Here is a 24,117-nt window from a genome sequence, read left to right on the forward strand (position 1 = left end):
AACGAAAGGAGCACACCGGTGCGCAGGATCATCGACATCTCCGTGCCGCTGCAGGCCGGAATCGCCTCCGATCCGCCCGGCTTCCGGCCGGAGATCGACTACTACACCCACGAGCAGACCGCCGCCGACCTGCTGGCCTTCTTTCCCGGCGCGACCGTCGACGACCTCCCGGACCGGGAAGGCTGGGCACACGAATGGGTGCGCATCACCACGCACAACGGCACGCACCTCGACGCGCCCTACCACTACTCCGCCACGATGGACGGCGGCGCGCGGGCGATCACGATCGACGAGGTTCCCCTGGACTGGTGCCTGCAGCCTGCCGTGAAGCTCGACTTCCGCCACCTCCCGGACGGCTACGTCGCGACCGCGACCGACGTACGGGCCGAGCTCGATCGCCTCGGTCACGAGCTCTCCCCGCTGGAGATCGTCGTGGTCAACACCGCCGCGGGAGCCCGCTACGGCGAGGACGACTACGTGTCCTCCGGCTGTGGCATGGGCCGTGACGCGACCCTCTACCTGCTCGAACAGGGTGTCCGGCTGACCGGTACCGATGCCTGGAGCTGGGACGCGCCGTTCGTCCACACCGCCGCCCGGTACGCCGCCGAGCGCGATCCGTCGATCATCTGGGAGGGCCACCGGGCGGGCCGCGAGATCGGCTACTGCCACCTCGAGAAGCTGCACGCCCTGGAACGGCTCCCCGACAGGGGCTTCCAGATCGCCTGCTTCCCGGTGAAGGTCCACGCCGCCTCGGCAGGCTGGACCAGGGCCGTCGCGATCATCGACTCCTGATCGGCAGGGACGCTCCTGACGACCTGTGCGAACCCCCCGTGGCTGTCCGGAAGGCGCTAGCCTGTCGAGAGTGGACACGGCGGGGATCCTGCTCCAGACCCCGATCTTCCGGGACCTGTCGGTGCAGGACGTCGAGGAACTGCTGCCCGACGTGCGGCAGCGGTCCTTCGGCCGCGGCCAGACCATCTGGATCGAAGGTGACCCGGCCGACGAACTCGTCGTCGTCGCGGAGGGACAGCTCAAGGCACACCGCGTGAACCTGGACGGCAGAGAGGTGATTCTCAGGGTCTATCCCGCGGTCGGGATCACCGGCGAAGTCGGACTGTTCCACCCGCGAGGCGCGCGCTGGCTCAGCCTGAGCGCGATGACCGCCAGTACGTGCCTGATGATCCGCCGAGCGCCCCTGCTGGCCTTCCTGGGACGGCATCCCGCCGCCATGCAGCGGATGCTGGAGCATCTGAGCATCGCGGCCGTGCACGCCGCGTACTCGTTCAGTGGCGTGGCCTTCGGCGACATCGGCCACCGGGTCGCCGACCTGCTGGTCTCCCTGGTCGAGGAGTACGGCGAGCAGACACCGGACGGCATCCGGCTGCGCCTGCGGCTGTCGCAGAGCGAGCTCGCCAAACACGTGGCGGCCAGCAGGGAGAACGTCAACCGCGCCCTCGCGGCCCTCGTGGGCGCCGGCGTCGTCAGCCAACGCGGAGGCCACTTCTACATTCACGACCGGGCGGCGCTCGAGCAGGCCGCACGAGCCGCCGATCTGTGACGTGCGGCACTGCCGCCCACCGCAACCCGGTGCACGCTGCCCGCATGACCCAGACAACGTCCCCACTGGACGCCGAGCCAGTTCCCGATCTCGGCCGGCTCCGCGCCGGGTTCTCCGGCGAGATCCTCACACCCGCCGACGGCGAGCGCTACGACGACGCCCGTACGGTCTTCAACGCGATGTTCGACCGCCGCCCGGCCGTCATCGCCCGCGCCACCTGCGACGGCGACGTCGTCGCGGCCCTGCTGTTCGCCCAGTCGGCGCGGCTGCCGATCGCCATCCGCGCCGGAGGCCATTCGGTCGCCGGCTATTCGGCCATCGACGGCGGCGTGCTGCTCGACCTGCGGCCGATGAAGCAGATCCAGGTCGACCCGCTCGCCCGCCGCGCACGTGTCGGACCGGGCGTCACCTGGGGCGAGCTCGATCGAGCCACCCAGGAGCACGGCCTCGCCACCACCGGCGGCCGAATGACCACCACCGGCGTCGCCGGCTTCGTCCTCGGCAGCGGCAGTGGCTGGCTCGAGCGCCTGCACGGGTTCGCCTGCGACAATCTCGCCTCCGCACGCGTGATCACCGCGGACGGCCGGATCCTGACCGCAAACGAGACGGAGAACCCGGACCTCTTCTGGGGCCTGCGGGGCGGCGGCGGGAACTTCGGCGTCGTCACCGAGTTCGAGCTCCGCCTCCACCCGGTCGGGCCGACCATCTACGGGGGAATGCTGATCCATCCCCGTGAGCGGGCATCCGAAGTGTTGCGGTTCTTCCGCGACTTCATGCACAGCGCGCCCAGGGAAGTCGCGGGCGGTGCGATCCTGATGACCGCCCCGCCCGCGCCGTTCGTTCCGCCCGAGCTCCGCGGACAGCAGGCGGTCAGCGTGCTCGCGGCCTACTTCGGTGACAGCGGCGAGGGCGCGGAGGTCCTCGCGCCGCTGCGCGCGTTCGGCGACCCGCCAGTCGACCTCGTCGGCCCGATGCCGTACCTGGACCTGCAGGCCATCACCGATGCGGGCAACCCGCCGGGACGGCGCAACTACTGGACCTCGGACCTGCTCACCGGCCTGCCGGACGAGGCGATCGCGGCGCTCGTCGAACGCGCCAACGCGGCGACGTCGCCGGCGAGCGTGACGATCGTCGCCCCCTACGGCGGCGCGGTCGCCGAGGTGCCCGAGGACGCCGTCCCCATCGGCGGCCGGTCGGCACCCTGGTTCTACCACTGCTACGGCATCTGGACCGACCGCGACGACGAGCGCCACATCGGGTGGGTCAAGGCCACCACGGCGGCGCTGCGCCCATGGGCCCGCTCCGGTATGGCGCTCAACTTCTTCAGCGATGTCGACCGCGACCGGGTGCGAAGCGCGTTCGGCGACGGGAAGTACCGGCGCCTGGTCGCGCTCAAGGACCGCTACGACCCGGACAACGTCTTCCGGATGAACCAGAACGTGCGCCCTTCCAGCATGCGGCTGGACCACGGCCGGCTCCACTGAGGATGGGACGGGCTCGCCGTGCCTACTCGACGAGCCTGCCGCCGGTCACCCGGTGACGAAGAACTCGAGCAGCTCCGGGGCCAGCGACTCGGAGGCGACCGCGTGCGTCTGGCCCGGGAGCGTCCGGTACCGGGCGCGGGGCAGGCCGCCGGCGACCGCACGGGCGGCGGCAGGCAGCCAGCCGGGGCTGTGGTCACCGGCCATGACGAGCGTCGGCTGGGTCACGGCGGCGAGCAGCCCGGTGGGCAGGGCGTTGCCCGCGCCCAGGACAGCGGCCTCGTAGGCGAGGGTGTGGGCGAGGGCCTCGGCCTGCGCCCACACCGGCCCCGCTCGCATCGCCGCCACGATGTCCGCGGGGACCTCCGCCGCCTGGACCAGGAACCGTTCCACAGCCTCGCCCCGGCGGCCATCGGCCACGAGCGTCGTGAGGCGGTCCGCGAAGTCGTCCGGCAGGAAGGGGGCGCTGTCGTCGACGTGGTACGGCGGTTCCCACAGCGCCAGCTTCGTGATCGCCGGCAGCCGGGCGGCCGCCGTCAGCGCCAGCGCGGCTCCCGAGGAGCCGCCGAACACCATGGCCGAGCCGCCTGCCGCCTCGATGATCGCCGCGAGGTCGTCCACCTCGCGGTCCACCGCGTAGGGCGCGGTGTCGCCGCTGCCGCCGCGCCCGCGGCGGTCATAGTTGTGGACGGTGAACCACGGGGCGAGTGCCTCCGCGACCTCGCGCAGGATCGGGTGGGTGCGGTCGGTGAAGGCGCCGTGCACCAGCACGACGGCCGGGCCGGACCCGGAACGGTCGACGGTGAGGACCGTTCCGTCGGCCGACGTCACCGTGCCGGTCACGACTCCTCCGGCGGCAGCAGGCACAGCACCGACCACTGATGGCCGTCGAGGTCGGCGAAGCCGCGCTGGTACCGGCCGTGCGCGCGGGCCGGCTCGCCGATCTCGGTCGCGCCCGCCGCCAGCGCCTTCTCCATGAGCTCGTCGACCTCGGCGGGGTCGCCCATGCCGAGGACGAGGATCAACTGCGTGGTCTCGGCGGGATCGGCGACCCTCGTTCTCGCGTAGCCGGCGAAGGTGGGCTCGGTCAGCAGCATCACCTGGGCGTCCTGGCTGATCACGACGGAGGCCATGTCGTCGGTCATGCCGAAGAAGTCGAAGCCGAGGTCGCCGAAGAACTTCTTGGCTCGGTCCAGATCCTTGACCGGCAGGTTGACGAACAGTGCGGGCATCGGAGTGCTCCTTTCGAGGTGGCTTGTGTGCCACGGAGTCTGCCGGTTCCCAGGGCCCGCGGGTTGCCCGCGCGCGCCGGGCGGTTGACCGTCCGTGCCAGCCCGTCAGCCGACGGCGTCGCGCCGGTACTCGGCGGGCGAGACGCCGTAGGTACGGCTGAACAGCCTGCTGAAGTGGGCGAGGTTCGCGAATCCCCACCGTGCACAGACGACGCTCACCGGGGTGTTGCGCGCCGACGGGTCGCCCAGCTCGCGCCTGCAGCGTTCGAGCCGCCGATGCCGGATCCACGCGGCCACCGTCATGTTCTCGGGCTCGAACAGGCGGTGCAGCTGCCGCAGCGACACGTGATGCGCGGCGGCGAGCGTCGATGGCGTCAGCGCGGGGTCGCCGAGGTGCTGCTCGACGAAGGCGTGGATCCGCAGCAGCAGGGTCCGGTCGCGCGCGTCCTCGGGGATCACGTCGAGCCGCTCCGCCCGTTCGGCGATGGTCGTGCTGATCAGATCGGTCACCACGGTCGCCAGCCGCGCCGCGCTGGCGGGCCGGTAGTCGTCGAGGTCGGCGGTGACGCGGCGCAGCAGCGGAACGGTGAGCGAGCCCGCCCCGGTGTCGGTGGCGACCGGGGTGGCGGTCAGGTGCGCCACCGTGCCCGCGGGGACCGCGATCGAGGATCGCGGCAGGCTGAACACCGCGAGGTGCACGGGCGCGTCGTAGCGAAGCTCGTAGGGCCTGCAGAAGTCGTAGATCACGAACTCGCCCTGCCGCAGCCGCGCCGACCGGCCGTCCTGGGCGACGAGGAGGCTGCCCGACATCGCCAGTACCACGCGGTAGAGCTCGGGGCTCTCCCGGCGGATCAGCCCGCGGGTGCGGTGGACGCTGTGCGGCGTCGACGTGCGCACCCGGCCGACGCCGAGCGGGCCGAGCAGGCCCGCATCGATCTGCCCCCGCAGCGGGGCATCCCGGTCGATCCGCAGGTCCAGCGGGCCGAGGGTGTCGCAGACAACGCCGCGCCACGCGTCGTGCCGCCGTGCCGCGGGCACGTCGCGCGTGCGTATCAAGACCGCCACGCCCCACCCCTCCGTCCCGCCGCTGCCGGAGCCCGCTGCCCGTGCCCGTTCAGTCGGCAAGACCGGCGCCCTCGTTACCTGCCACGCCGACGGCACCGGGCGCGGACAGACCGGAGCAGCGCCGCCGGTTCTGCCAGGATGTGGCCATGTCGATCGATCGCACCGTCCTGTTCCGGTTGGCCACCAGCACTCGCCTGGAACGGGCCGTGCGGTCCGTGCCGCGCGGGGAGGATCTGGCATGGCGGGCGGCGTCGCGCTACGTGGCGGGCACGTCGGTCGCCGACGCCGTCCGGCTGGTCCGGCGGTTCCAGGAACAGGGGGTGGCCGCGAGCATCGACCAGTTCGGCGAGCTGGTCGGCGATCCGGCGCTCGCGCGGCGCGTCGCGGACGACTACGTGGGCCTGGCAGGCGAACTCGCGCAGCTGCCGGACGATGCGTGGCTGGCGATCGACCTGTCCCACCTCGGCCTCGACGTCGATCCGGCGCGCTGCGCCGACGCGCTGGCCGCGATCGCGCACGCGCTGCCGGAGGGGCGGCGCATCCAGGTCGGCGCCGAGGATCACGCGCGCGCCGACGCTGTCCTGTCCTGTGTGCTCACCGTCGCGGGCAGGGGACTGGCGGGCCGGCTCGGCGCCACCGTGCAGGCGAACCTCCGCCGCACACCCGACGACCTGCGGCGGCTGCTGGCCGCCGGTGTGCACATCCGGCTGGTCAAAGGGGCCTACGTCGAGCCATCCGGTGTGGCTCTGCCCTACGGCGAGCCCACCGACGTCGCCTTCCTGCGCCTGGCGCACCAGCTGGCCGAGGCCAGGGCACCGTTCGCGCTGGCCACGCACGACGGTGTCCTCCGTGAGGCACTGATCGCCGCGCACGGTCCGGTACCGGTCGAGCAACTGCTGGGCGTGCGGCCGGACGTGGTGACCGAGCTCGTCGCCCGTGACGTGCCCGTGCGCGTGTACGTGCCCTTCGGCCACGACTGGTTCCGCTACTGGATGCGCCGGGTCGCCGAGTCACGCGGCTCCTGAGCGTCTTCCCGGGACGCGGTGCGCAGTTCCCGCGCCGTGTCGCGGACGAGTTGCCGGACGATGCGGGCAGGCCGGGAGGGCTGGCTGTCCTGGCGCTGGGTCAGGCACAGGTGGATCGGGTCCGCGTCGCGCAGAGGGATCCAGGTCAGGCCGGTGATGTCCGCGGAGGTGTCGAGCCGGGCGAGAATCCCCAGCCCGACTCCCTGGCCGACCATGACCTTGACGGTCCGGGCCGACATGGCCTGGACCACGACGTCCGGACTGGGCACGTGCTGATGCAGGATCTCCCACATCACCGTCCCGCCGCGCATGGTGACGAGCGGCCAGGTGGCGAGGTCGCGCCAGTGGACGTGGTCCCTGCCCGAGAGCGGGTGATCGAGGCGCAGGTACACGCCGAGCGGAGCCGTGACCAGGGGCACGCGCTGCAGTCCCTCCGGCGCCGGGCCCGTCGGCATGGTGATCACCCCGAAGTCCAGCTCGCCCGCCAGCACGGCGGCCTCGATGTCGGTCGACGAACCTTCGCGGACGGTGAACCGCAGGCCGGGATGGTGTTCGCGCAGCCGTCCCACGACCGGCGCGATGATGATCTCGGCAGTGACCGAGACTCCGCCGATGTGGACCCGCCCCCGGTAGGCGCCGCTCGACTCCATGGCCGCCTCCCGGACGGCATCCTCCGCCTCGACCAGCCGGTGAAGTGGGTCGAGCAGGGCCTGACCGGCCGCCGTCGGCCGCACGCCGTGGCGGCTGCGGATCAGCAGGACGACGTCGAGGTCCTCCTCGAGCAGCGTGAGCTGCTGGCCGAGGGCGGGCTGGCTGACCCCGCACCGCTCCGCCGCCGACCGCAGTGACCCCGTCTCGACGGCGGCCAGGAGGTACCGCGCTCGTTCTACCCGCACTGGCCAACCATAAAGGAAAAACCTTTCACCGATGAGCTGTTCCGCCGTCTTCCCGCGGGCTGCGCCGCAGGGCACGGTGATCGGGCGTCGTCGCGGCTCGTGCGGTGACTCCCTTCGTGAAAGGAAAATGTGTGGTGACCGACGGTCCATTGAGCGGGGTGCGGGTGCTGGATGTGTCGACCATCCTCGCCGGTCCGCTGGCGTCCTCGCTGCTCGGTGAGTTCGGCGCCGAGGTGATCAAGGTCGAGCATCCCGCCGAGGGCGACCCCGCTCGCCACTACCCGCCGCTCGACGGCGGCGTGTCGGCAGGCTGGGCCAGGCTCGGCCGCAACAAGCGCAGCGTGACGATCGACCTGCACCACCCGGACGCCGCCGGGCTCGTCGGCAGGCTGGCCGCGCACACCGACGTGGTGGTCACCAACTTCCGCCCGGCCACGTTGCGCCGCTTCCGGATCGACTTCGACGATCTCCGGGGCCACCGGCCGGACCTGGTGATGGTGCACGTCAGCGCCTACGGCCGCACCGGTCCCTACGCCGATCGCCCCGGGTTCGCTCGCGTGGCGGAGGCCTTCGCCGGGCTGACCTACCGGACGGGCGAGCCCGGCCGCCCCCCGGTCTTCGCGGGCTATCCCGTCGCCGACGGGGTCACCGGCATCTATGCCGCCTTCGCGGCCCTGCTCGCACTCCGCCAGCGTGATCGCACCGGCCAGGCCCAGCTCGCCGACATCGCCCTCTACGAACCGTTGCTGCGGATGATGGAGGACTTCATCGTCGACTACAGCGTCACCGGCGAGAGCCGCGAGCGGCAGGGCAACCGCAACCCGCACATCAGCCCCAACAATCTGTACCGCACCCGGGACGGGCGCTGGCTCGCCCTGCCCGCCTCGACCGAGCAGATGTGGTGGCGGCTGGTGAAGGTCATGGACGCCGCCGACCTCGCCGTCCACGACTCGATGACCGCACGGCTGGAGCACCGTGAGGAGATCGAGTCCCGGGTCGCGGACTTCGTGGCCGCCCACGACCTGGAACCGCTGATGTCCCGGCTTCTCGAGGCCGGCATCGCCGCCGGTCCGGTGAACTCGGCGGCGGACATCTGCGCCGACCCGCACATCCGGGCCCGCGGGTCGGTGGTGGAGGTGGCCGACGACAGGGCGGGACGCTCGTATCTCATGCAGGCGCCCGCGGGCCGGTTCTCCGGCTTCGACGGCTCGATCAGCCGCCCGGCGCCCGTCCTCGGCGAACACACCACCGAGGTGCTGCGGGAACTTGCCGGGCTCCACGGTGCGGAGATCGACGACCTGCGCCGCCGCGGCGTGGTCTGACCAGAAAGGACCCATCAATGACGATGGCCTACGTATCCATCATCGTCCTGGTCGTCCTGTTCGCGGCGACCCTGCTGCCCGCCTTCGACCTCGGACTGGCCACCCTGTCCGCGGCGTTCCTGCTCGGGATCGCCGCCGGAGTCCCGGCCGAGGAGGTGACGGGGTTCTTCCCGGCCGACTTCTTCGTGCTGATCGTCGGTGTGACGGCCCTGTTCGCCACGGCCCAGCTCAACGGAACCCTGGACTGGCTGCTCGACCTGCTCCTGCGGCTCGTGCGTGGCCGCGTGGTGCTGGTCGCCCTGGTCCCGTTCGTCGTCGGGGCCGTGTTGACCGCCATCGGCACGCTGCCGGCCGCCGCCACCGCGATCGTCGCCCCGATCGCGCTCGGCCTCGCCGCGCGCCACGGGACATCGCCGCTCGTGGCGGCGGTGCTCGGCATCACCGGCATCATCGGCGGACTGCTCTCGCCGCTGGCCGTCTACGGCGTCACGGCCAGGGAACTGAGCGACAACCTCGGCCTCGCGCTGCCCGCGTCGGCGCCGGTGACGTTCCTGCTCGGCGGGCTGCTCGCCGGACTCGTGGTGTGCGGGGCGTGCCTGCTGGTCGGGCTGCGGATCGGTGCCGTGCCACGCGGGCGCGTCCCCCGCGGCACACCCGCACGCACCGCCACTCCACCGCAGGACACCGTTTCCGGGCCCGGCGTCGCGGCACAGGCGCCGGCCGCGACAGCCGTCGCCACCGCGCCCGCGGTCACCGGCGGGGAACGGAAAGCCCGTACGGTCACGGTGTTGTGCCTGCTCGCCGTCGTCGTGCTCTCGGTCGGGTTCGACCTGAACGTCGGCTACCTCGGCCTGACGGCGGCGCTGATCCAGCAGGTGGTGTTCCGGCTGGAACCCAGCCAGATCGTGTCGAGGATCCCGTGGACAGTGGTGTTGCTGATCGGCGGTCTGCTCACCTATGTCGGGCTGATGCAGCACCTGGGCGCCTTCGAGCGCATCAGCGAGCTGCTCCAGGTCGACGGATCGCCCATGCTGAGTCTGCTGGTGCTCTGCTACATCGCCGGTGTCACCTCGTTCGCCGCCAGCTCGATCGCGGTGTTCGTCACCGTCATGCCCCTGCTGCCGCCCTTGGTGGAGGCCGGGATCTCCCCGGTCGGCGGGGTGCTCGCCCTCGCTGTGGCCTCCGTGCTCGTCGACATCAACCCGCTCGGCATCACCGGAGGGCTGATTCTCGGCGCCGCCGAACCGTCGGTGAGGGCACGGCTGTTCCGCCAGCTGCTCACCTACGGTCTGGTCTCGGTCGCCGTTGCGCCGCTGGTGGCCTGGGCGGCCTTCGGCTCGTGGTGATCAGCCGGCCGCGGTGTCCCCGGAACGGCCCGGCCGCGTGGCGATGCCGCCGATGAGCAGATCGACGATCCGGCCTGCCAGGCTGCCGACGGCCTCGGCAGGCTGGTCGTCGATCTTGCGGTACCACATGTCCACGGCGTTGAGGCTGCTGAGCAGGGTGCGGGTGGCCAGTGCGGCGTCGACGGTGCGCAGCGAGCCGTCGGCGATGCCCTCGGACACCACCTGGTGGAACATCTGCTCGTAGTCGCGCCTGAGTTTGTTGAGTGCCTTCAGCGCGTCACGTTGCCGCTCTTTCAGCGCCGTCGACGACTGAGCGCGCACCCCCTCGTGCACGACGTTGTGATAGGCGAGATCGGTCATCAGGTTCGTCACGTGGGCCACCGACATCGCGACCAGCCGCTCGCAGCCGGTCCCCTCACCGCGAGCGTGCGGCTCGACCTTGGCCCTGACCCGCCGCATGCCTTCCTCGTACACGGCGAGGAAAAGATCGAACTTCGATCGGAAGTGGTAGTAGATCAGGCCCTTGGTCGCGCTGACCTGTTCGGCGACGTCGTCGATCGTGGTGCTGCCGAAACCCTGGACCTGGAACGCCTCCGCCGCGGCGTCCAGAATGCGCTCCCTGGCGCCGGTGTCCGCACCGGGACCTGTACTCAACTGTGCCTCCATCGATCAGGGTGCCGCACCATCATGGCACCGCCGCAGGGCCCGTGCCGGTCCCGGCGAACGGTTGACTTCGCGTGTCCGCGCTCACATAATACCGGGTAGTATCGCTGATGAGAGGCCTTTCCGCTGTGTGTGCGAACTCGTCTGGCACCGTCGCCGGCCCCGACCGCCCGTGGCAGGGAACTGCTGACGGGAGATGCGGACGGAGCGGTCCGGCTCGGTAGCGGCGTGCCAGATCCGCCGTTCGTCTCTCGTACTCCGTCGCAAGGGATTGAGCATGACACCTGTCGTCGTCATCGTGCTGGTCTACTTCGCCATCATGTTCGCGGTCGGCTACTGGGCGAAGTCCCGGATGAAGTCGTCACGGGACTTCCTGGTCGCGGGCCAGACGCTGGGCTTCTTCGTGATGGCCATCGGCACGTTCTCGTCGATCCAGAGTGGATTCGGCATGATCGGCCACACGGCCAACACCTACTCCTGGGGCGTGCAGGCCGTGGTGGCGGCGGCGTTCCTGGTCCCGTTGGCCTTCGCCGTCTCGTGGTTCCTGCTCGGGTCCCGGCTGTACCGGCTGGCGCGGAAGTACGACGTGTACTCCATCCCCGACGTCATCCGCATCAGGTATCCCGGCCGGGCGGCGCACCTTTCGATGTCGGTGGCCATGTTCGTGGGCTCGGTGGCGTACATGACCGCACAGGTCACCGCGACCGGCGTCATCATGAGCCTCATCTTCGGCACGTCGGTCACCACCGGTGCCATCATCGGGTCCGCCGTGGTCGCGCTCTACACCGTCGCGGGCGGCATGCTGGCCGGTGCCTGGACCGACTTCCTGCAGGGACTGCTGATGGTCGTCATGTCCATCGGGACGTTCTTCGTGGCGACCAGCACGGTCGGCGGCTGGAGCACCATGCTCGAGACGATCGCCAGCCACGACGTCGACTTCCTTCGCCTGGACGCGTCACAGCCGCTGACCTACGTCTACACGTTCATCGTCATGGCGGTGCTGGGAACCGTGGCGCAGCCCCAGCTGATCACCAAGTTCCTGATGTTGCGCTCGTCGTCGGAGCTGAAGTGGGGAGCGCTGGTCGCCTCGGTCGCCTACGGGATCACGACACTGTTCGCCCTCAGCGTCGGCCTGTCGATGCGGGCGCTCACCATCGAGGGCCGGGCGCCCGAGCTCGCCAACATCGACAACACCACGACCTGGTTCTTCGACAACATGGTGTCGCCGGTCTTCGCAGGGTTCGTTCTCGCGGGCCTGCTCGCGGCCATCATGTCGAGCGCCAACTCGTTCATCGCGGTGGGGGCGTCGTCGTTGATGCGGGACCTGACGAGCGCGCTGGGCATCACGGTGCGCAACGAGGTCCGGTGGGCACGGCTGGCGAGCGTCTTCGTCGTCGTCTGTGCCCTGGTCTTCGCCCTGTACCTGTCGCAGGTCGTGTTCCTGCTGGGAGCCATCGGCTGGGCGGCGTTCGCGGCGGCCATCTTCGGGCCGCTCGTCCTGGGGCTGTACTGGCGGCGCGGAACGGCGCTGGCGACCACGGTGGCCATCGCGTTCGGCATCGTGTCGAACCTGGCCGCGACCATCCTCACGGCTCAGGAAGTGATCACCCTGCCTGCCTACATCCAGACCGGCGGCCTCATCACGTGCCTCGGGATCGTGGTCTTCATCGTCGTGTCGGTCGCCGTGCCGTCACGGGAGTCGTTCGACCGGTTCGCCGACATGAACCGGCCGCGCGAGGGCAAGGACATGAACCTGGTGTAGGCGCGCGCGTCGCCGAGCACACATCGCAACCGAAGTCGATCGAAGGGTGAGGGTATGCGTGTCGATCGCGTTGACCGGCTGGTCCTGCTCTGTTTCGTCGCCACGGCCGTCGCCGTCGTCGGCATGGTCTTCGACTACTGGCAGCTCGTCTACTACGCCATTCCGGTGCTGACGGCACTGTTTCTGTTCATGGCCGCGCTCGACAGGCGGGACGCCTGGTCCACGCCGGTTCTCGCCGGCGTCGCCGCGTTCGGCGGCGTGCTGCTCGCATTGTTCGTGGCCGGAAACGTCCTGCTGCACACCGACGGCTGGATCGGCGGGCTACCCGCGGCCACCGCGGTGTTCCTGTACGCGGTCTGGCCCGTCACCACCGTGGCGGCGCCGCTGCTGTACGCCTGGGTGTACCACACGTGGCTCCGCCACGACGTCGAGGACGCCGAGCCCGAGTCCGCAGCGTAGTCGCGTGTGGACGGTCATGCGGGCGACGTGCCGTTCGGCGCCGGATGCCGGGCGACAGAGCTCGCCGTGGTCACCATCCCCCAGGCGAGCTCGGCGTAGAAGTCGCCGAGCTGTTCGGGGGAGTCCGGCCCGTCGAGGCGGTACCAGCGGACGAGGTCGACGCCCAGAGAGAGGACGGCGCGCACGACGCGGTGCGCGTCGACCGTGCCGAACGCTCCTTCGTGGACGCTCCGGACGACGGCGTCGTGGAACACCGCCGTGGCCTGCTGGCGCAGCCCGACGATCACCTCGTAGTGCTGCGCCGTCAGCGCGGACAGCTCGTACTGGCTGACGCGGCCCGCGACGTGGTGGCGAGCGTGCCAGGCGACGAACCGCGCGACGAGTGCCTTCAGGTGGGCCGCCGGGTCCCCGGCGGACTGCGTCTCACGCAGCACCGCGAGCGAACTCCGGTGCGCGGCACGGGTGATCTCGAACAGCACCTCTTCCTTCGAGGTGAAATGCACGTACAGCGCCGCGGGGGACAGGCCCGCGGCCGTGGTGATGTGCCGGGTGGTCGTGGCGTGGAAACCGTTCCTGGCGAAGCACCGCACTCCCGCCGTCAGCAGCTTCCTGGCGACCTCCCCGAACCCGGCGTCCCACAGCTGAGGCGAGTCGTCCACCAGTTCGGGAAGCAGGGAATGCTTGGCGCCCATCGCCGTCTCCTTCCATTCATCGCCCCGAAAAGGGGTAACGCACCGGCGGCGCCCCGTTTGGTCTTGCTCCGCGAAGGTGATCTGTGTACTGTGCCACACAGACCGCTTGGTGACTATGCGCTTAGTCATTTCCGCTGGCCAGGCGGACGCGAAGGAGCGATCGGCCTCGATCGGGAGGAGGACACAATGGATGTGTCTTGCGCTTTTCCCACCGCTCTGGACTCCCCGGACAACATCGCGCTGGCCGAACGGCTGGGCTATCACCGCGCGTGGGTCTACGACACCCCCCAGCAGAGCCCGGACGTGTGGATGACGCTGGCGCTCGCCGCCGAGCGCACCGAGCGCATCGGGCTCGGCCCGGGTGTGCTGGTCCCCAGCCTCCGCCATCCGATGGTCAACGCGGCCGCGACGGCCACACTCGCCGCACTCGCGCCGGGGCGCGTGGCGGTCGCGTTCGGCACCGGGTTCACGGGGCGCAGGGCCATGGGCTACGGAGCCATCCGGTGGTCCTACATGGAGTCCTACATCCGCGCCTACCGGGGTCTGCTGCGTGGCGAGATCGTGGAATGGGAAGGCGCGCAGATGCGCATGCTGCACCCCGACGGTCACGCCCCGCAACGCCCGATCGACGTCCCGATCCTCGTCGGCGCCCTGGGACCGAAAGGCAACAGGGTCGCGCGGGAGCTCGCCGACGGACTGTTCGCCACGTTGCAGCCACCGGAGTTCATGACCGAGCACTCCTGGGTCGCCTACCTCGAGTGGGGCACCGTGCTCGACGACGGCGAGGACCACGGCTCGGAGCGCGCCCGCGTGACGGCCGGTCCGGGCTGGGCCCTGTCGTTGCACGGGGCCTACGAGTTCGGCGGGCCGGACGCCGTGCGGGCGCTTCCGGGAGGGCAGGAATGGCTCAAGGTGGTGGAGGCCTCGCCGCAGGAGCACCGGCACCTCGCCGTCCACTCCGGCCACTGCGTCGCGCTCAACGCCGCGGACGAGGCGGCCTGGCGTGCGGGCGGAAGCAGCACGCTCGGCAACGTCACGCTGAGCGGGACACGCGAGCAGGTCCGGCGCAGGATCGACGACTACCGTTCCCGCGGCGTCACCGAGATCGTCTTCCAGCCCTGCGGCCCCGACATCGAAGCCGAGCTGGAGCGGTTCCTCGAGGCCTGCGCCTGACGAACCGCCGGCATCGCACAGCACATCGTCCGATGGGGAGATCATGAGCCGTGACATCAGCACCGCCATCGAAGGACTCGCGTACCTGGAATGTCCTCGCTGGCACGAAGGGCGGATCTGGTTCGCCGACTTCTACACCTACCGGGTGTACTCGGCCGCCGAGGACGGCGGCGACCTCCGGGTCGAGGCCGACATCGCCCAGCAGCCGTCCGGACTGGGCTGGCTGCCGGACAACCGGCTCCTGGTGGTCTCGATGCGGGACGCCAGGGTGCTGCGCCGCGAGCCCGACGGTTCCCTGGTGACCCATGCCGACCTGTCCGGCAAGGTCAAAGGTCACCCGAACGACATGGTCGTCGACGCCCGCGGCAGGGCGTTCGTCGGCGAGTTCGGCTTCGACCTGATGGGCGGAGCGCCGGTGGAGCCGGCCGTCCTGCTGCGTGTCGACCCCGACGGCGCCGTCACCACGGTCGCGGACGAGCTCTGGTTTCCCAACGGCAGCGTGATCACCGACGATGGCGTGCTCCTGGTCTGCGAGACCTTCGGCAACCGCGTGACCGCGTTCGACATCGCCGACGACGGTGCCCTCGTCAACCGCCGCACCTGGGCCGAGTTCGGCCCCCTGCCCACGGACAAGGACCTCAACGTGGCGCTGCGCCAGCTCGTGATCGCCGCCGACGGGTGCTGCCTCGACGCCGAAGGTTCACTGTGGATCGCCGATGCCGTGGGCGGGCGGGTCCTGCGGGTGCACGAAGGGGGCGAGATCAGCGAGGAGATTCCCACCGGGACCGGTGTCTTCGCCTGCATGCTCGGCGGTGCCGACGGCCGCACCCTGTTCCTGTGCGCCGCACCCGATTTCCACGAGGAGGCGCGCAGGAACGCCCGGGAGGCACGCCTGCTGACCACCCGCGTCGAGGTGCCGCACGCGGGCAGGCCCTGACCCTGTCCTGGCCGCCGACGACCGGAGGTAGAGGAGCCCGAGCGTGCTGAGCACGATGCAGGACAGCGACCTGTCGATCGCCCAGCTGCTGCGGCACGGCAGCACCGTGCACGGCGACCGGACCGTGACGACCTGGACGGGGTCGGGATCACGAGCCGACACCTACCGCACGACCGGGCACCGTGCCGCCCAGCTCGCCCACGCCTTGCGGGCACTGGGGGTGACCCGCGACGAGCGGGTCGGCACGTTCCTGTGGAACAACAGCGAGCACCTCCAGGCGTATCTGGCGGTCCCCGCCATGGGCGCGGTGCTCCACACGCTGAACATCCGGCTGTCGCCCGAGCAGGTGGCCTTCGTCGTCAACCACGCCGCCGACCGGGTGGTGATCGTGGACGGTCACCTGGTGCCCCAGTTCAACCGGGTGCTGCCGCTGCTGGAGACGGTGCGGCACGTGCTCGTCGCCAACGGTGCGGCGGAGGCGCTGGACGTGCCCCCCGGTGTGCGGGTGCACTCGTACGAGGACCTGCTCGGCGGGCAGCCTGGCGAGTTCGGCTGGCCGGTCGTCGACGAGCGGCGCGCGGCCGCGATGTGCTACACGTCGGGAACGACCGGTGCACCCAAGGGCGTGGCGTACTCGCACCGGTCGATCTGGCTGCACTCCATGCAGCTGTGCATGACCGACGGCATGCGGCTGGCCCAGCAGGACTCGGCACTGGCGATCGTGCCGATGTTCCACGCCATGGCGTGGGGCCTGCCGTATGCGGCGATGATGGTCGGGGCCTCGCTGGTCCTGCCCGACCGTTTCCTGCAGCCGGGCCCGATCGCGGAGATCCTCGCCGCGGAGAAGCCGACGTTCGCCGCGGCGGTGCCGACGATCTGGCAGGGCCTGCTCCAGCACCTGGAGGCTCACCCGCAGGACATCTCGCACCTGCGCGAAGCGGTCGTGGGCGGGTCGGCATGCCCGCCGTCGCTGATGCGGGCGTTCTCGGAGAACCACGGGGTGCCCCTCCTGCACACCTGGGGCATGACCGAGATGTCACCGCTGGGCAGCGTGGCCCGGCCCCCGGCCTCCGCGGCCGGTGACGAGGCGATGGCCTACCGGATGACGCAGGGCCGGTTCCCGGCCTCCGTGCGGGCCAGGCTGATCGACGCCGACGGTGCCGAGGTGCCGTGGGACGGCACGAGCGTCGGTGAGCTGGAGGTGTCCGGGCCGTGGATCGCGGGCGCGTACTACACCCCGCAGGGTCCGGCCGCGGCACCCGAGAGCTTCCACGACGGCTGGCTGCGAACCGGCGACGTCGGCCGCATCTCGCCCGACGGCTTCCTCACCCTCACCGATCGCACGAAGGACGTCATCAAGTCCGGTGGCGAGTGGATCTCCTCGGTGGAGCTGGAGAACGCCGTCATGGCGCACCCCGCGGTCGCCGAGGCGGCCGCCATCGCGGTGCCCGACGAGCGATGGCAGGAGCGACCGCTGGTCGCCGTGGTGCTCAGGGACGGCGAGTCCGTCACCGCCGCGGAGCTACGGGACTTCCTGGCAGGCACGCTCGCCCGCTGGCAGCTGCCCGAGAACTGGTCCTTCGTGGACGAGGTCCCGAAGACCAGTGTCGGCAAGTTCGACAAGAAGCGGCTGCGGGCACGCTACGAGGAGCACGGTCTCGACGTTCGCCGAGTCGGGCACCACGACTGACGCCCCGTCCGGCCGGTGCCGGTCAGAGCAGGTCGCGCGCCTGGTCGCGCAGCGCGGCCAGGGACCGGCGCACGGCGGCGGTGTCGGGCAGCACGGCCAGGAGCAGGGGATTGTGCTGGTCCTGATCCGTGGCCAGCATGCGCCGGATCCACTCCATGCCGTCCTTCAGTTCGGCATAGGCGTCCACGGTGCCGTCGCTGCGCGCGAAGTCCCCGAGCGCCGAGCGGTGCATCGCGTCGATCAGGGCGGCCAGGGCCACCGGCAGGAACGACGGACCGTCCGCGGGCAGGTGCCTGCGGAGGTAGGCGGTGGTCAGGGCGAGGTAACGCTCGTGCTCGAGGACTTCGCGGCTGCGCAGCTCGGGCACGAGCCGCGTCAGCTTGTAGCGCCGGAGAACCAGCTCGGGCCGGCTGAGGAAGTCGAGCATCACCGCCTCGGTGGCGGCGATGACGACGTCCACAGCCTGCCTGCCGCTGGTCGGACTCACCAGGTTGCGCGCCAGCAGGTCCAGGCGCGCGGAGTGGTCGGGGAAGGCCAGCTCGTCCTTGCCGTCGAAGTGGCGGAACACCGTCCGCCGGGACACCTGTGCCGCGTCGGCGACCGCCTCCACGGTGACGCTGTCGTAGCCCCGCTCCAGAAACAGCGCCATGGCCGTCTCCGCGATGCGGTACTTGGTCTCCAGTGCCCGATCGACAGCCAAGGTCCCTCACTCTCCGACGTCGGGGGAGCGGATGCGGCGATCGCGCCGGCTCGTCATCCGCCGTGTGCCGCCGAGGGTGCCTGCCGTTCGACCGAGCCCGGGCGGGCCGTCGCCTTGCGGTCCCCGGCGTCGAACATCATGCTACGGGGCCACTGCTCCCACGTCGCGCCGAGTCCGGCGTGCTGCGGTGTGCCGGTACGGACGAAGGTGCGCACGCTGTCGATCATCAGGTCGGACAGCCGCAGCCGTCCGGGTTCGTTGCGGTGGCTGAACGAGAACGAGAAGAACCCGTCGTCGAAGGTGTGGAAGAGGAACGGCAGGTCGATGGCGTGCACGGCGCCGTAGACGGTGTCGAACGGCGCGGGTTGCTGGTTCCAGCCGAACTGGTAGTAGAAAAGCTTGTCGCTTCCGGCGGCCCGCACCGAGTTCATCGAGTCGTGGATCAGGCCCGTGAAGATGCTGTCGGTCAGTTCGTCTGCCGCGTCGTTCCACCCGCCGGGCCGGGTGGCAGGCAGGTAGCGGTCGACGATGAAGTCGCGCACCGTCAGCCGGGAGCGCCGGTTGGGGTCGAACTGGTACTGCACGGTGAAGCGCTCGTAGTCGGTCGGGCGGAAGGCCCCGATCGCCGACCCGAAGAGCTTGCCCTCCTCCAGGGTGTTTCCGGCCAGCACGGGGATGTCGCGGTAGTCGCCCGCCGCGATGGCGGCATGGTAGTCCTCGGGCAGCACCACGCCGTCCGCGATGACCCTGGGCGGGTCTCCCGCCGCCGCGCCACGCCGGACCTGGGCGCGGATGATCTCCTCGGCGGGCATCGACCTGAGGCGGCGCACGGTGTCGGCTGCGTCGCCGTCCGAGCCGGCCGCCTCGTCGGCGAAGGCCTCGGCATAGGTTCGTGCCGCCGACGGCGCCGAGAACTGCAGGCCGCCGCTGAGCGGGATCGCCTTGTCGATGAGTCCCTTGCTCAGCGGGGAGACCATGAGCGCCCAGACGTTGACCGCGCCCGCCGACTCGCCCATCACGGTGACGTTCGAAGGATCGCCGCCGAAGGCCCGTGCGTTCCGGTTGACGAAGCGCAGGGACTCGACCTGGTCCAGCGTGCCGAAGTTGCCGGAGTCGTTGTGCGGGTCGCCGGTCTTGAGCCCGGGCAGGTCGAGCCACCCGAAGACGCCGAGCCGGTAGTTGACCGTGACCACGACCGCGTTGGCCTTGCGGGCCAGCGCTCGCCCGTCGTACATGGGATCCGCGGAGTAGCCGACCATGTTGCTTCCGCCGTGGATGAAGACGATGACCGGCAGGTCGCGCTCCCGTGTCGACGGGCGGAAGACGTTGAGCGTCAGGCAGTCCTCCGCGCCGACGGGCTTCTTGAGACCGTCGCGGATGTCCAGCCCGTAGTGCGGCCCGCTCGGTGCCGGGCTGAACATCCGTCCTTCTTGGATGCACCCGTCCCCGAACTCGCGGGCGTCACGGACTCCCTGCCACGGCCGGTGTGGTACGGGGGCGCGCCAGCGCAGCTCCCCGGTCGGCGGCTCGGCATAGGGGATGCCCAGCCACGCGAGGGTTCCGGTGGACCGGCTCTGGTCGACGCCCCGGACGAGCCCGAGGCTGGTGCTGCGGATGGTCTGGTCGTCATGTGCGTGCGCGGGCGCGATCGCGCTCAGCACGCCGGCCAGCAGAACGACCTCGAGCAGAATGGTGACGAAGCGGCTGCGCATGCTCACTCCTTGTTTGCCGCCGAGAGATCGACTATGTGGCACTGAATGACAAATAGGTGTCACTCGGTGCCATCGACTGTGGCACACCTGGTGTTCCGGGACAAGGCCCGGCCGTGTCCCCGTGCTCGGTCAGGAACGGGACTCGTCGCGAGCCTCGCGCCGGGCTGCGAGACGCGCCCGCCGTCGCGAGCCCAGTGCCCGGCGCGTGGACAGCACGATCGCCACGACCACCAGTGCGAGGATCGCCATCGCGACGGGCCGTCCCAGCAGATAGCCGGGGTCGCCCGCGGAGTAGGCCATGGTCTGGCGCAGCGAGACCTCCAGGGTGGGCTGGAGGACGACCGCCAGCACGAACGGGGCCATGCTGAAGCCCGATCTGCGGAGCAGGAACCCGAGCAGGCCCGCGACGAGCATGACCACCACGTCGAACATCGAGTTGCCCTCGGCGTAGACGCCGACGATGCACAATCCGATCACGAAGGGCATCAGCGCCTGCGGCGGGATGGCCAGCAGCCGGGTGAACAGGCCGACCAGCGGCAGGTTGAGCACCAGCAGCATGAAGTTCGCGATGTACATCGCGGCGATCACGGTCCAGAACAGCTCCGGCTGGTCGTCGACGAACGTCGGGCCGGGAACGATGCCGTTGAGCAGCAGCGCCGCGAGCACGAGCGCCATGGTCGGCGCGAACGGGATGCCGAGCACCAGCAACGGGATGAACGCCGCGCCGGCCGCGGCGTTGTTCGCCGCCTCCGGGCCCGCCACTCCCTGCACGGCCCCGGCGCCGAACTTCTCGGGACGTTTCGAGATCTTGCGTTCGGTGACGTAGGAGGCGAACGTCGACAGCACCGCCGCCGGACCCGGCACCAAGCCGAGCAGGAACCCGATCGTCGAGCCGCGCAGCGCCGCGGGCGCCGCGTCCCGCGACTCCTGCCGCGAGGGCAGCAACTCCCGCAGCCTCGGCGCCCGGACGGGCTCCGGTCGCCACCGCCTGCCAGCCAGCGTCAACGCCTCCGCCACGCCGAAGACGCCCATGACGAGCGCGATGAAGCTGAACCCCTCCGCGAGCGCGTCCGAACCGAACGTGAACCTCAGATCGCCGGCCGCCGGATCGATGCCCACCGTGCCGATCGCCAGCCCGGCGCAGATCATGACGACGGCCTTGGCGGTGGACCCGCTGGACAGCGCCGCCAGCAGCAGCAGACCGGCGACGCAGAGCGCCGCGTACTCCGGCGGCCCCAGCAGGACGGCCACCCCGCTCAGCCACGGAGCGAACATCATGAGCCCGAAGATCGCCACGGTCCCGGCCACGAACGACGAGACCGCCGCGATCGTCAGCGCGGGCCCCGCCCTGCCCCGCTTCGTCATCGCGTGCCCGTCCAGAGCGGTGACCACGGAGGAGGCCTCGCCGGGCACGTTGAGCAGGATCGACGTCGTCGAGCCCCCGTAGGTGGAGCCGAAGTAGATGCCGGCGAACAGGATGAGCGAGCCCGCCGGCCCCAGTTGCGTGGTCATCCCGAGCAGGACCGACATCGCGCCGATGGGCCCGATGCCGGGCAGCACGCCGACCAGCGTGCCGAGCACCACCCCGGCCACCGCGAGGAGCAGGAACGTCGGGTCGGCGAAGGCGCCGAAACCCGCCCAGAGGTTGTCGAGCACGTCTGTCCTTTCCGGTCGGTGCTCCTCGGCCGCTCGCTCAGACGAGCCCGAGCGTCCCGGCGGGCAACGGCACGTACAGCCAGCGCACGAAGATCAGCCAGGTCGCGGCGCCGAACGCGACACCGAGGATGAGCGCGCTGCTCCACCGGGCCAGGCCCATGATCTTGGCGATCAGCACGAGTGAGACCGACAGCGTCACGATCATGCCGACGGTGGTGCCGAACAGCGGGACGAGCAGGGCGACGAGCACGACGCCGACCACCCGCCACCAGTGCACGGTGCCCGCGAAGTCCTCCCCGTCGTCGTCGGCGGGTGCGCCGGAGTCGGGCTCGGCGCGGCGGTCGCGCACTCCGACGGTGATGCTGGAGGCGACGAGCACGAGCGCCACGACGAACGGGAAGAAGCCGGCGCCGGTGTCCGCCATCGTGCCGAGCCCCTCGTTCAGGGCCAGGAAGCCGTACAGCAGGCCCATCCCCAGCAGCGTCGCGGCCGCGATCAGGTCGGCGTTGACGCGTATCCGCCCCACGCTCATCGTCCTCACCTCGACGGAGCCAGCAGATCCGCCGCCGCGGCGGACTTGTCGGTAAGGCGTTTCGCGGCCGCCGCACCGTCGGCGCCGCTCACGACCAGTCCCAGCTTCTTCGCCGCCTGCCTGAACGGCGCGCTCGTGACGGCCGAAGCGAACACCTCGGACAGCTTCGTGCTGATGGCGTCGGGCAGCCCCGGCGGCGCGACCACGACGTTGTACGCCTCCCACTCGAGGTCGACACCCTGCTCGGCGAACGTGGGAACGTCCGGGGCGAGGTCGATCCGCTCCGCGGACGCGATCCCCAGCGCGCGGACCTTGCCGGACTCCAGCTGCGCGAAGGCGCCGGCCAGTTGCATGACGCCGACGTCGAGGTTCTCGCCCAGCAGTGCCGTCGTCGTCGCCTGGTCGCCGTCGAACGACACGTGCCTGAACCGGGTGTTCGTCAGCTGCTCGAACTTCTCGGCGGGCACCGCGTAGTTCAGCGGGCCTTCGCCGAGCGTGATCGAGCCGGGCCGGGCTTTCGCCGCGTCGATCAGATCGCGCAGGTCCCGGTACGGAGAGTCCGCGGGCACCACGAACAGCACCGGCGAGATGGTGACCTCGCTGAGCACCGAGACGTTGCGGGGATCGTACGAGACCTCTTCGGTGTGGGGGACCAGGGTGAGGGGGCCGTCCGGCAGGATGCCGACGGTGTAGCCGTCCGGCTTGGCGTTGAGTGTGGCGGTGGTGCCGACCGATCCGGCGCCGCCCTCCCTGTTCACCACCTGGACGCGTTTGCCGAGCTTGCCCTGGTCGTTGATGACCTCGGCCAGCGCCCTTGTCGTCGTGTCGATGCTGCTGCCCGCCGGGTAGGGGACGACGATCTGGACGTCGCGTGCCGGGTAGGCCGCCTGACCGGGCGGCCCGCCGCAGGCCGCCGCGGCGAGGACACCCGCCGCGAGGATCGCGGGCATCGCGGCACGGCGGCGCATCCGGACCTGACGAATACTCATGGTGCAACTCCCGTGTGCGAGGTGGCGCCCGCCCCGATGGCGGCCGCCGTGATGATCGGGTCGTGCCAGTCGGCATCGCCGAAGTCGTAGGCGTCCCGGTGAAGCCGGGCGAAGAGCAGACCCGCCCGGTGCTCCCAGGCGAGGCCGGCGGCACCGTGGAACTGGACCGTCGCCGCGGACATCCGCAGAGCCAGCTCGGCGGCGCGGCTCTTCACCACGGACGTCATGAACGCGGCATCGTCCAGGCCCGCGTCCTGGCTGTGGGCGGCGTACCACACCGCGTGCGTGAGGATCGTCCACTCGAGATACAGCTCCGCGAGTTCGTGCTGGACGGCCTGGAAGCTGCCGACCGCCCGCCCGAACTGCCTGCGCTGCCGGAGATGGTCGACGGTGAGCCGCAGCGCGGTCCCCGCCGCGCCCACGAGGTCCGCGGACACCAGCACGGTCAGCCGCCGCACGATCCGCTCGAAGAGCCCGTCGTCCGCGTGGCGCAGCCGCTCCGCCGCCACGCCCGCGAGGCGCACCCTCGCCGAACGCAGCGTCCTGTCGACGGGGTCGGCCGCGTCGATCGACACACCGGGATGGCCCGTCTCCACCACATACAGGCCCACCCCGTCGGCGGCGGTGGCGGCGACCACGAGAATGCCCGCGTCGGCGGCGTGGTCGGCCAGTCCCGCGTCGCCGTCCAGCACGCCACCGGCCGTGGCCGTGACGCCGACGCCACGGCGGTCCCACGCGCCGCCCGGGGCGCGCAGGGCCGTCGCCGCGGCGAGGTCGCCGGAGACCACCGGCGCGAGCCAGCGGCCGAGTTGTTCCGGGTCCGCGGACTGCGCGAGGACGTCGGCGGCGGCCATCCTCGTCCCGACACCGGCGGGCGCCAGCGTCGCGCCGAGTGCCTCGGCGACGACACTGAGGTCGAGCAGGCCGAGGCCGAGTCCCCCCGCCGCCTCCGGCGCGGTCACACCCAGCCAGCCGAGGCCGGCCGCCGCCCGGTACAGCGCGGGGTCCACGGCCGGCGCACCGGCGTGCTCCCGTCCGGCCGTCAGGTCCGCCCTGCGCTGCATCCACTGCCGCACAGCGCTGCCCATCGCGAGCTGCTCGTCACTGAGCCGAAAGTCCATGACCCGTCCACTCCGTCGAGGTGTCACACAGTCCACAACGCACGACTCAGTACGTCAAAGACGTGAATTCAAAGCGATCCATTGTGTAACGCAATGAGTGAGGTAT

General features: G+C 70.9%; 23 protein-coding genes. 11 read left to right on the top strand and 12 right to left on the bottom strand.

Annotation, left to right across the window (positions count from 1 at the left end):
- Positions 1 to 18: 18 nt before the first annotated feature.
- The 3 genes from BAY60_RS16480 (at position 19) to BAY60_RS16490 (ending at position 3,042) form a co-directional block, all read left to right on the top strand.
- A complete protein-coding gene (locus BAY60_RS16480) occupies positions 19 to 792 on the top strand; it encodes a cyclase family protein (protein WP_112281795.1) in 774 nt (257 codons plus the stop codon).
- 70 nt (positions 793 to 862) lie between these two features.
- Positions 863 to 1,558: a Crp/Fnr family transcriptional regulator gene (locus BAY60_RS16485; protein ID WP_170160426.1), complete on the top strand. Its 696-nt coding sequence runs from the start codon at positions 863 to 865 to the stop codon at positions 1,556 to 1,558.
- A gap of 44 nt (positions 1,559 to 1,602) precedes the next feature.
- Positions 1,603 to 3,042: an FAD-binding oxidoreductase gene (locus BAY60_RS16490; protein ID WP_112282424.1), complete on the top strand. Its 1,440-nt coding sequence runs from the start codon at positions 1,603 to 1,605 to the stop codon at positions 3,040 to 3,042.
- A 45-nt stretch (positions 3,043 to 3,087) separates the two neighbouring features.
- Here BAY60_RS16490 and BAY60_RS16495 read toward each other — a convergent pair whose 3' ends face one another.
- The 3 genes from BAY60_RS16495 to BAY60_RS16505 all read right to left on the bottom strand — a co-directional run bounded on the left by BAY60_RS16495 (position 3,088) and on the right by BAY60_RS16505 (position 5,336).
- The gene (locus BAY60_RS16495; protein ID WP_211330344.1) at positions 3,088 to 3,882 is read right to left on the bottom strand and encodes an alpha/beta fold hydrolase; all 795 of its coding nucleotides are present in this window, start codon (positions 3,880 to 3,882) and stop codon (positions 3,088 to 3,090) included.
- Positions 3,879 to 4,271 (bottom strand): VOC family protein, encoded by a 393-nt coding sequence (locus BAY60_RS16500; protein ID WP_112281798.1) that lies wholly within the window; start codon positions 4,269 to 4,271, stop codon positions 3,879 to 3,881. The genes BAY60_RS16495 and BAY60_RS16500 overlap by 4 nt, the downstream gene beginning before the upstream one ends.
- A 105-nt stretch (positions 4,272 to 4,376) precedes the next feature.
- Positions 4,377 to 5,336: an AraC-like ligand-binding domain-containing protein gene (locus tag BAY60_RS16505; RefSeq protein WP_170160427.1), complete on the bottom strand. Its 960-nt coding sequence runs from the start codon at positions 5,334 to 5,336 to the stop codon at positions 4,377 to 4,379.
- 146 nt (positions 5,337 to 5,482) lie between these two features.
- Here BAY60_RS16505 and BAY60_RS16510 point away from each other — a divergent pair, with 146 nt between their 5' ends.
- Positions 5,483 to 6,361, top strand: a complete 879-nt coding sequence (locus BAY60_RS16510) for a proline dehydrogenase family protein (protein WP_112282425.1) — start codon at positions 5,483 to 5,485, stop codon at positions 6,359 to 6,361.
- On the opposite strand, the gene BAY60_RS16515 is transcribed toward BAY60_RS16510, so the two are convergent.
- Positions 6,322 to 7,257, bottom strand: coding sequence for a LysR family transcriptional regulator (locus tag BAY60_RS16515; RefSeq protein ID WP_170160428.1), 936 nt, complete (start codon positions 7,255 to 7,257; stop codon positions 6,322 to 6,324). The genes BAY60_RS16510 and BAY60_RS16515 overlap by 40 nt on opposite strands.
- 134 nt (positions 7,258 to 7,391) lie before the next feature.
- On the opposite strand from BAY60_RS16515, the gene BAY60_RS16520 reads away from it, so the two are divergent.
- On the top strand, positions 7,392 to 8,579 hold the full coding sequence (locus tag BAY60_RS16520; RefSeq protein WP_170160429.1) for a CaiB/BaiF CoA transferase family protein: 1,188 nt from the start codon (positions 7,392 to 7,394) through the stop codon (positions 8,577 to 8,579).
- Between the two features lie 17 nt (positions 8,580 to 8,596).
- A complete protein-coding gene (locus BAY60_RS16525) occupies positions 8,597 to 9,925 on the top strand; it encodes an SLC13 family permease (protein WP_112281802.1) in 1,329 nt (442 codons plus the stop codon).
- On the opposite strand, the gene BAY60_RS16530 is transcribed toward BAY60_RS16525, so the two are convergent.
- Complete coding sequence (locus tag BAY60_RS16530; protein WP_245992542.1) at positions 9,926 to 10,579, bottom strand: TetR/AcrR family transcriptional regulator; 654 nt, start codon at positions 10,577 to 10,579, stop codon at positions 9,926 to 9,928.
- A 286-nt stretch (positions 10,580 to 10,865) separates the two neighbouring features.
- On the opposite strand from BAY60_RS16530, the gene BAY60_RS16535 reads away from it, so the two are divergent.
- Together BAY60_RS16535 and BAY60_RS16540 are read left to right on the top strand one after the other, a co-directional pair.
- On the top strand, positions 10,866 to 12,350 hold the full coding sequence (locus BAY60_RS16535; RefSeq protein ID WP_112281804.1) for a sodium:solute symporter family protein: 1,485 nt from the start codon (positions 10,866 to 10,868) through the stop codon (positions 12,348 to 12,350).
- A gap of 54 nt (positions 12,351 to 12,404) precedes the next feature.
- Positions 12,405 to 12,809 (top strand): hypothetical protein, encoded by a 405-nt coding sequence (locus BAY60_RS16540; protein ID WP_112281805.1) that lies wholly within the window; start codon positions 12,405 to 12,407, stop codon positions 12,807 to 12,809.
- A gap of 14 nt (positions 12,810 to 12,823) precedes the next feature.
- Here the strand turns inward: BAY60_RS16540 and BAY60_RS16545 are convergent, their stop codons facing one another.
- Positions 12,824 to 13,501: a TetR/AcrR family transcriptional regulator gene (locus tag BAY60_RS16545; protein WP_112281806.1), complete on the bottom strand. Its 678-nt coding sequence runs from the start codon at positions 13,499 to 13,501 to the stop codon at positions 12,824 to 12,826.
- A 186-nt stretch (positions 13,502 to 13,687) separates the two neighbouring features.
- Between BAY60_RS16545 and BAY60_RS16550 the strand changes: the two genes are divergently transcribed.
- From BAY60_RS16550 to BAY60_RS16560, 3 genes are read left to right on the top strand one after another with little or no spacing between them, the layout of a single operon-like run.
- Positions 13,688 to 14,674, top strand: coding sequence for an LLM class flavin-dependent oxidoreductase (locus BAY60_RS16550; RefSeq protein WP_112281807.1), 987 nt, complete (start codon positions 13,688 to 13,690; stop codon positions 14,672 to 14,674).
- 43 nt (positions 14,675 to 14,717) lie between these two features.
- On the top strand, positions 14,718 to 15,611 hold the full coding sequence (locus tag BAY60_RS16555) for an SMP-30/gluconolactonase/LRE family protein (RefSeq protein WP_112281808.1): 894 nt from the start codon (positions 14,718 to 14,720) through the stop codon (positions 15,609 to 15,611).
- 43 nt (positions 15,612 to 15,654) lie between these two features.
- The gene (locus BAY60_RS16560; RefSeq protein WP_112281809.1) at positions 15,655 to 17,301 is read left to right on the top strand and encodes a long-chain fatty acid--CoA ligase; all 1,647 of its coding nucleotides are present in this window, start codon (positions 15,655 to 15,657) and stop codon (positions 17,299 to 17,301) included.
- Positions 17,302 to 17,323: 22 nt separating this feature from the next.
- On the opposite strand, the gene BAY60_RS16565 is transcribed toward BAY60_RS16560, so the two are convergent.
- From BAY60_RS16565 to BAY60_RS16590, 6 genes are all read right to left on the bottom strand, one after another.
- Positions 17,324 to 18,001 (bottom strand): TetR/AcrR family transcriptional regulator, encoded by a 678-nt coding sequence (locus tag BAY60_RS16565; RefSeq protein WP_112281810.1) that lies wholly within the window; start codon positions 17,999 to 18,001, stop codon positions 17,324 to 17,326.
- 53 nt (positions 18,002 to 18,054) lie between these two features.
- Positions 18,055 to 19,713: a carboxylesterase/lipase family protein gene (locus tag BAY60_RS16570; RefSeq protein WP_112281811.1), complete on the bottom strand. Its 1,659-nt coding sequence runs from the start codon at positions 19,711 to 19,713 to the stop codon at positions 18,055 to 18,057.
- Positions 19,714 to 19,842: 129 nt separating this feature from the next.
- Positions 19,843 to 21,369, bottom strand: a complete 1,527-nt coding sequence (locus tag BAY60_RS16575; RefSeq protein WP_112281812.1) for a tripartite tricarboxylate transporter permease — start codon at positions 21,367 to 21,369, stop codon at positions 19,843 to 19,845.
- Between the two features lie 37 nt (positions 21,370 to 21,406).
- The gene (locus BAY60_RS16580; RefSeq protein WP_112281813.1) at positions 21,407 to 21,901 is read right to left on the bottom strand and encodes a tripartite tricarboxylate transporter TctB family protein; all 495 of its coding nucleotides are present in this window, start codon (positions 21,899 to 21,901) and stop codon (positions 21,407 to 21,409) included.
- Positions 21,902 to 21,906: 5 nt separating this feature from the next.
- Positions 21,907 to 22,890: a tripartite tricarboxylate transporter substrate binding protein gene (locus BAY60_RS16585; RefSeq protein WP_112281814.1), complete on the bottom strand. Its 984-nt coding sequence runs from the start codon at positions 22,888 to 22,890 to the stop codon at positions 21,907 to 21,909.
- A complete protein-coding gene (locus tag BAY60_RS16590; protein ID WP_112281815.1) occupies positions 22,887 to 24,011 on the bottom strand; it encodes an acyl-CoA dehydrogenase family protein in 1,125 nt (374 codons plus the stop codon). The genes BAY60_RS16585 and BAY60_RS16590 overlap by 4 nt, the downstream gene beginning before the upstream one ends.
- Positions 24,012 to 24,117: the final 106 nt, after the last annotated feature.

The sequence above is a fragment of the Prauserella muralis genome (assembly GCF_003202285.1).
GTDB lineage: Bacteria > Actinomycetota > Actinomycetes > Mycobacteriales > Pseudonocardiaceae > Prauserella_B > Prauserella_B muralis.

Bases quoted from the DNA above. Each gene is read 5' to 3' on its own strand.
- BAY60_RS16490 (WP_112282424.1), top strand. From the start codon at position 1,603: ATGACCCAGACAACGTCCCCACTGGACGCCGAGCCAGTTCCCGATCTC.
- BAY60_RS16500 (WP_112281798.1), bottom strand. From the start codon at position 4,271: ATGCCCGCACTGTTCGTCAACCTGCCGGTCAAGGATCTGGACCGAGCC.
- BAY60_RS16510 (WP_112282425.1), top strand. From the start codon at position 5,483: ATGTCGATCGATCGCACCGTCCTGTTCCGGTTGGCCACCAGCACTCGC.
- BAY60_RS16525 (WP_112281802.1), top strand. From the start codon at position 8,597: ATGACGATGGCCTACGTATCCATCATCGTCCTGGTCGTCCTGTTCGCG.
- BAY60_RS16535 (WP_112281804.1), top strand. From the start codon at position 10,866: ATGACACCTGTCGTCGTCATCGTGCTGGTCTACTTCGCCATCATGTTC.
- BAY60_RS16540 (WP_112281805.1), top strand. From the start codon at position 12,405: ATGCGTGTCGATCGCGTTGACCGGCTGGTCCTGCTCTGTTTCGTCGCC.
- BAY60_RS16545 (WP_112281806.1), bottom strand. From the start codon at position 13,501: ATGGGCGCCAAGCATTCCCTGCTTCCCGAACTGGTGGACGACTCGCCT.
- BAY60_RS16550 (WP_112281807.1), top strand. From the start codon at position 13,688: ATGGATGTGTCTTGCGCTTTTCCCACCGCTCTGGACTCCCCGGACAAC.
- BAY60_RS16555 (WP_112281808.1), top strand. From the start codon at position 14,718: ATGAGCCGTGACATCAGCACCGCCATCGAAGGACTCGCGTACCTGGAA.
- BAY60_RS16570 (WP_112281811.1), bottom strand. From the start codon at position 19,713: ATGCGCAGCCGCTTCGTCACCATTCTGCTCGAGGTCGTTCTGCTGGCC.
- BAY60_RS16580 (WP_112281813.1), bottom strand. From the start codon at position 21,901: ATGAGCGTGGGGCGGATACGCGTCAACGCCGACCTGATCGCGGCCGCG.
- BAY60_RS16585 (WP_112281814.1), bottom strand. From the start codon at position 22,890: ATGAGTATTCGTCAGGTCCGGATGCGCCGCCGTGCCGCGATGCCCGCG.
- BAY60_RS16590 (WP_112281815.1), bottom strand. From the start codon at position 24,011: ATGGACTTTCGGCTCAGTGACGAGCAGCTCGCGATGGGCAGCGCTGTG.